This is a genomic window from Dolichospermum circinale AWQC131C (genome assembly GCF_000426905.1).
Taxonomy (GTDB): Bacteria; Cyanobacteriota; Cyanobacteriia; order Cyanobacteriales; family Nostocaceae; genus Dolichospermum; species Dolichospermum circinale.
The window spans coordinates 46,079-52,964 of sequence record NZ_KE384594.1 but is presented as its reverse complement, the minus strand read 5'-3'; the positions used below and the strand labels follow the sequence as shown (position 1 = coordinate 52,964).

Annotated in this window: 5 protein-coding genes and 1 pseudogene; 5 read left to right on the top strand and 1 reads right to left on the bottom strand. The window is 40.9% G+C overall.

Annotation, left to right across the window (positions count from 1 at the left end):
- Positions 1-272 precede the first annotated feature (272 nt).
- The gene (locus ACIR131C_RS0104350; protein WP_028089209.1) at positions 273-1,466 is read left to right on the top strand and encodes a Coenzyme F420 hydrogenase/dehydrogenase, beta subunit C-terminal domain; all 1,194 of its coding nucleotides are present in this window, start codon (positions 273-275) and stop codon (positions 1,464-1,466) included.
- Between the two features lie 58 nt (positions 1,467-1,524).
- Positions 1,525-1,902: pseudogene (locus tag ACIR131C_RS21885) on the top strand (GxxExxY protein).
- A 49-nt stretch (positions 1,903-1,951) separates the two neighbouring features.
- On the opposite strand, the gene ACIR131C_RS0104340 reads toward ACIR131C_RS21885, so the two are convergent.
- The gene (locus tag ACIR131C_RS0104340) at positions 1,952-3,181 is read right to left on the bottom strand and encodes a methionine gamma-lyase family protein (protein ID WP_028089208.1); all 1,230 of its coding nucleotides are present in this window, start codon (positions 3,179-3,181) and stop codon (positions 1,952-1,954) included.
- A gap of 86 nt (positions 3,182-3,267) precedes the next feature.
- On the opposite strand from ACIR131C_RS0104340, the gene ACIR131C_RS0104335 reads away from it, so the two are divergent.
- The 3 genes from ACIR131C_RS0104335 (at position 3,268) to ACIR131C_RS0104325 (ending at position 6,604) form a co-directional block, all read left to right on the top strand.
- A complete protein-coding gene (locus tag ACIR131C_RS0104335) occupies positions 3,268-4,083 on the top strand; it encodes an acyl-CoA desaturase (RefSeq protein WP_028089207.1) in 816 nt (271 codons plus the stop codon).
- Between the two features lie 228 nt (positions 4,084-4,311).
- Positions 4,312-5,373 carry a fatty acid desaturase gene (locus ACIR131C_RS0104330; protein ID WP_028089206.1) on the top strand — a complete coding sequence of 354 codons (1,062 nt, stop codon included), beginning with the start codon at positions 4,312-4,314 and terminating at the stop codon, positions 5,371-5,373.
- 154 nt (positions 5,374-5,527) lie between these two features.
- Complete coding sequence (locus ACIR131C_RS0104325) at positions 5,528-6,604, top strand: fatty acid desaturase (protein ID WP_028089205.1); 1,077 nt, start codon at positions 5,528-5,530, stop codon at positions 6,602-6,604.
- Positions 6,605-6,886: the final 282 nt, after the last annotated feature.

The following is a 6,886-nucleotide window of genomic DNA, read 5'->3' as shown; positions in this document are numbered from 1 at the left end:
TTTCTCCGTGACCTCTGTGCCTCTGTGGTTCGTTATTCCATGAATCTTGCGTAAGTCCTAATGCTGTCAAAGCAAAAAACCCTCAATAAATTAACCGAAGGGTTATTAATAAAAACTACGTCTTACCTACCCATTAAAACTCCTTCCGCGCTCTTCTTTGCGCCTCTGCGTCTGTGCGCGAGAAAAAACTCTTATTCACCTCAAACCACCAACTTCACATCCTGTAACGGTAAGGTAATAAAAGCCATATTTAGTAAAAATAAACAAAATAGATGACATCCATAGAATCCCACAAAAAAGCCAAAGCCCTCAAACCCGGAAGCGTGCGCCCCGCCAAAGAACTCTGTAGCGAATGCGGACTATGCGACACTTACTATATCCACTACGTCAAAGAAGCGTGCGCCTTCATTACTCAAAGAATAGACGAACTAGAAACCACCACCCATAACCGTCCCCGCAACTTAGAAGACGAAAACGAACTCTACTTTGGTGTACACCAAGAAATGATGTCCGCCAGAAAACAACAACCCATAGAAGGCGCACAATGGACAGGAATAGTAAGCAGTATAGCCATAGAAATGCTCAATCGTGGCTTAGTTGAAGGCGTAGTTTGTGTCCAAAACAGCAAAGAGGACCGCTTTCAACCCATGCCCATAATAGCCCGCACTCCAGAAGAAATACTAGCCGCTAAAGTTAATAAACCCACATTATCCCCCAACCTGTCCGTATTAGAACAGATAGAAAAATCGGGAATGAAACGGTTATTAGTCATTGGAGTAGGTTGTCAAATCCAAGCATTACGCGCCGTCGAGAAAAAACTCGGCCTAGAAAAACTCTACGTACTGGGAACACCCTGCGTAGATAACGTTACCCGCGCTGGTCTGCAAAAATTCCTAGAAACCACCAGCCGTTCTCCGCAAACAGTCGTCAGCTACGAATTTATGCAAGACTTCCGAGTTCATTTCAAACACGAAGACGGTTCAGAAGAGACAGTACCCTTCTTTGGCTTAAAAACAAACGTGCTTAAAGACATATTTGCCCCATCCTGTATGAGTTGCTTTGATTACGTCAACTCCCTGGCCGATATAGTCGTTGGGTATATGGGCGCACCTTACAAATGGCAATGGATAGTAGTCAGAAACGATACAGGCAAAGAAATGTTAGAACTAGTTAAAGACCAATTGGATACCCAACCCGTCATATCCCAAGGAAACCGCAAACCAGCAGTACAGCAAAGCATCCCAGCTTATGATCAAGCAGTTACCTTACCCATGTGGGCTGCGAAACTAATGGGAGTCTTCATAGATAAAATCGGACCCAAAGGACTCGAATATGCGAGATTTTCCATAGATTCCCACTTTGCGAGAAATTATTTGTATGTAAAGCGGAATCATGGGGAGAAATTAGCAGCGCACGTACCGGAGTTTGCGAAGCGGATAGTGGGACAGTATAAGTTACCGAAATAAGGTTTCGCGCAAAGACGCAAAGGAGCTAAGGCGCAAAGGGAAGAAGAAGGAGGTGTATATGACTGAGAATGAAATTGCGACTCAGATTGTTGATGCTGCATACAAGATTCATACTAGGTTAGGACCAGGGTTGTTTGAATCTGTGTATGAGACTGTTTTGGCGTATGAGTTGGAGAGTAGAGGTTTACAGGTAGTAAGACAACAACCAATACCAGTAGTTTATGAAGGTATTAATTGAGATGAAGGGTTTCTGGCAGATATGATAGTTGAAAATAAGGTAATTATTGAACTCAAATCCCTAGAAACCATCCACCCTGTACATAAAAAACAGCTAATTACATATCTTACCCTCGCCAATAAACGCCTTGGCCTACTCATTAACTTTGGTGAAGTCCTAATTAAAAACGGTATCACCCGAATAGCCAACAAACTTTGAACTCTTCCTTTGCGCCTTTGCTCCTTAGCGACTTTGCGCGAAACTCTTCTTACACCTCCCCAACTGCCTCAATAGCCGCTTGTAAAGCGATAGATACATGAGTCCAATGTGTACCACCTTGGCAATAAACCACATAAGGTTCTCGCAATGGACCATCTGCTGATAGTTCCAAGGTACTTCCTTCGATAAATGTCCCTCCAGCCATGACTACTTGGCTTTCGTAGCCTGGCATATCGTCGGGTATGGGGTCTAGATAAGAGCCGATGGGTGAATGCTGTTGTATGGCTTTACAGAAGGCGATGAGTTTTTTGGCTGAACCAAGTTTAATGGCTTGAATTACGTCTCCTCTGGGCGCTAATGGTGGGGGGTTGACTGGATAACCCAGTTTGTCAAATACGTAACCTGTCAGGTATGTTCCTTTCATGGCTTCCCCTACCATCTGCGGCGCTAAAAATAATCCTTGGAATAAGAGGCGGTTTTGATCAAAGGTCGCCCCCCCTTGGCTACCAATTCCAGGGGCTGTCAGTCTACAAGCTGCTGCTTCTACTAGTTCAGCGCGGCCAGCTATGTAACCACCAGCACTCACGACTGTACCCCCAGGATTTTTGATCAATGACCCGGCTATGAGGTCGGCACCAATATGGGTTGGTTCTTGGGTTTCTATAAATTCGCCGTAGCAGTTGTCTACAAAGCAAACGGTGTGGGGATTTTGCTGTTTGACTATGTAAACAATTTTTTCGATTTCAGCAATAGAAAGGCTTGGCCGCCATGAATATCCGCAAGACCGTTGAATCAATACTAACTTTGTGTTGTCGGTAATGCTAGTGGTTAAGTTTTGCCAATCTATTTTTCCTTGATCAGTTAGTTCTAATTGGCGGTATTTTATGCCAAAATCAAGAAGAGAGCCTTGGCCTTGTCCCCTCAAGCCAATCACCTCTTCCAATGTATCGTAGGGAGAACCAACCACTGCTAACATTTCATCCCCAGGACGAAGTACACCATACAGCGCACAAGCGATCGCATGAGTTCCTGAAACAAATTGCACTCGCACTACCGCAGCTTCAGCACCCATTACTTGGGCAAAAACTTGATCTAAGGTTTCTCTTCCTAAATCATCGTGTCCGTAGCCACTTACGCCCGCAAAATGGTGCGCTCCCACTCGATGATCACGAAAGGCATCTAATACTCTTTTCAGATTATGCTTGACCTGAGTGTCAATAGCGGAAAAAATTTCTAATAGCGCCTGTTCTGCTTCCCGCAGCTGTTCAAAGCTGTTCATCATTTCCTCATTGAAAAAAATAAAATAGATATGCGGATTTTAGGATCGCGCAGACTAGGCTGAACAATTTCTATTCAGGTTACTGCATGACAATTGCTACTTCTAAACCTCACATTAATTGGGTTAATACCCTATTCTTCATTGCATTACACGTCGGCGCTCTGTTTGCTCTAGTTCCTAGCAATTTTAGCTGGAATGCAGTTGGTGTTGCTTTATTGCTTTACTGGGTGACTGGAGGTTTAGGTGTTACTTTGGGATATCACCGTCTTGTCACTCACCGCAGTTTTCAAACACCTAAGTGGTTAGAGTATCTTTTGGTGATTTTTGGAACACTGTCTTGTGAAGGTGGTCCTATTGAATGGGTGGGAACACACCGCATTCACCACTTACATTCTGATACTGAATCTGATCCCCATGATTCAAATCAAGGTTTCTGGTGGAGTCATATGGGTTGGATGATTCATTTCGCTCCCGCTCACGATCAAGTTCCTCGCTTCACTAAAGACATTATTGATGACCCAGTTTATCAGTTTTTACAGAAATATTTCATTTTCTTACAAATTGCTTTGGGCTTGGTCTTATACTTCTTAGGCGGCTGGCCAATGGTGGTCTGGGGAATTTTTGTCCGCATTATCTGGGTTTATCACTGTACCTGGCTAGTCAATAGTGCTACTCATAAGTTCGGCTACCGTACTTATGAGTCTGGAGACAAATCAACTAACTGTTGGTGGGTTGCTATCCTCGTTTTTGGCGAAGGTTGGCACAATAATCACCACGCTTTTCAATACTCCGCCCGTCATGGTTTAGAATGGTGGGAAATTGATTTGACTTGGATGACCATTCAGTTATTACAATTACTCGGTCTAGCTACAAATGTGAAACTCGCAACCAAAAAAGCATAATACAGATTTTATGCCCAAAGTCAATAGTTTTATAGTCATTTTGGCTTGAGACTATTGGCTTTTTGCGTGCAACTGCGGCAATTTTTGATCGGAAATTTTTAATTTCTCAATCACTATCCTAAATGATTGTTAAGTTGCTATAATCTCAGAAATTAATGTTACAAAACTTTGCAGCAAGTTACTTTTCTTAGTAATCTTGTGTGGCATTCTGTTGTTTTTCAGGTATTCATGACTACATCAATCATTAAAAGTCAGGAAATAGCGGTCTCCACAGACCTTGGTAAAGACCAAATCAAACTCAAACATATTATCAAAAGTCTCCCCAAGGAATGTTTTCAGAAAAATAGTCGCAAAGCGTGGACAACTGTAATTATCAGCTTATCTATGGCTGCACTAGGCTATTATTTTTTAGCCATTTCCCCCTGGTTTCTTTTACCCCTAGCTTGGATTTTTACAGGAACGGCCTTAACAGGTTTTTTTGTGATTGGTCATGATTGTGGTCATCGTTCCTTTGCGAAACGTCGCTGGGTAAATGATTTAGTCGGACATTTCTTCATGATGTTCCTCATTTACCCCTTTCACAGTTGGCGGATTAAACATAATCATCACCATAAACATACTAACAAGCTAGATGAAGATAACGCTTGGCATCCCATTAGAACGGAAATTTTTACAAATTGGTCTAAAAATAGACAGTCCGCTTTTGAGTTGTTCCTGCGTCAACGTCTTTGGTGGGTAGGTTCTATTGGACATTGGGCTGTTGTCCATTTTGATTGGCGCAATTTCCAGAAAAAAGACCAAGCTAGTGTTAAACTTTCTGTGGCTGTGGTAGCTTTATTTGCGGCTATTGTTTTCCCAACTTTAATTATTACAACTGGTGTTTGGGGATTTATTAAATTCTGGTTTATTCCCTGGATGGTTTACCATTTTTGGATGAGTACCTTTACTATTGTTCACCACACCCTGCCAGATGTTCCTTTTAGCACTGCTGACAAATGGAATGAGGCCTTAGCACAGCTATTTGGCACAATTCATTGTGATTATCCTCACTGGGTAGAAATTCTTTGTCACGATATTAATGTTCATGTTCCCCATCATATTTCTACTGCTATCCCTTCCTATAATTTACGGTTGGCTTACAGCAGTATCAAGGAAAATTGGAGTCCTTATCTCCATGAAGAATATAAGTTCTCCTGGGATTTGATGAAGGAAATCACTAATCAATGTCAACTATATAAAACTGATATTGGTTATGTCACTTTTGATGAATATCGTGCAGAAAGATCATAAAATATTAATATTGGGTATGAACTCTGACGTATGAATTAATTACTTCTGGTTTCATCACCAATTTTCTCAGCCAATATTCCCAAGTCTAACTTCCAGAGGTAACTAAATATAACCTCTGGATTAATTTCTAATTTACAATCAATCAACTAACCTAGTGCAATTAGATACAATCCAGTTCAATCAAAAACCTAGTCCCGAATCTTTTGAAGGTCAAGAAAAATTACCCTTTACTCTTCAAGATTTAAAAGCTGCTATTCCCGCTGAATGTTTTCAGCCTAATGTGACTAAATCACTCTATTATTTCTTTCGTGATGTTCTAATTATTGGGCTGCTATATGCAGTGGCTAATTATCTAGATTCTTGGTATTTTTGGCCGGTTTTCTGGTTAATGCAAGGAACTATGTTTTGGGCTTTATTTGTAGTTGGACATGACTGCGGACACCAATCTTTTTCTAAGCATAAATGGTTGAATGATTTGGTTGGTCATCTCTCCCATACTCCTATTCTCGTTCCTTATCATGGTTGGAGAATTAGCCACAGAACTCACCACAAAAATACAGGCAGCTTGGAAAATGATGAAAGCTGGTATCCTGTCTCTGAATCAGAGTACAATGAGATGCCTTTATTGCAAAAAATAGGGCGTTTTTATGTGTTCTTATTGGCTTATCCAGTGTATCTGTTTAAGCGTTCTCCCGGTAAAGAAGGTTCTCACTTTTCTCCTAGCAGTCCACTGTTTAAACCCTCGGAGAAGTGGGACATTATCACTAGTACCACGCTTTGGATTAGTATGGTAGCTTTACTAGGTTTTCTGACCTATCAATATGGTTGGATGTGGTTGTTGAAATACTACGCTGGACCTTACATTGTCTTTATCATTTGGCTGGATTTGGTGACTTTTTTACACCATACTGAACCGGGAATTCCTTGGTATCGTGGGGAAGAATGGACTTTCCTGAAAGGGGCAATTTCTAGTGTTGATAGGGATTATGGTATTTTTAACCACATTCATCATGATATCGGTACTCATGTAGCCCATCATATTTTCTTAAATATGCCTCACTACAATTTGTTGAAAGCTACTAAAGCAATTAAACCAATTATGGGTGAGTATTTTCACGAATCAAAAGAACCAATTTGGAAGTCTTTATGGAATTCTGCTATTGGTTGTCATTTTGTTCCCGATACAGGAAGTAAGGTTTACTACACTTCTAAAAATCAGAATCTCAAGTAAAATCAGTTAAGTCCAGAGTCCACGAGAATAAAGGACTGAATTAAAGCTTTCACAAATCAGTCCGGTTACTTCAATCTCAGTGACTGGACTGATTAAGACAAAATGAAAAATCTCTGCTATAGCAATCCTAAAGGATATGTGATCCCAGATCCAATTCCTCCTAAAAGTAGATGTGAAGAAGTCTGTTTACAAAGTTGTACCTATTGTCAAAAATAGCTGCATATCTTTAATGAACATTAAAAATACAGCGGTTTCCGATCTGATGAAGTACAAAGTTGAATG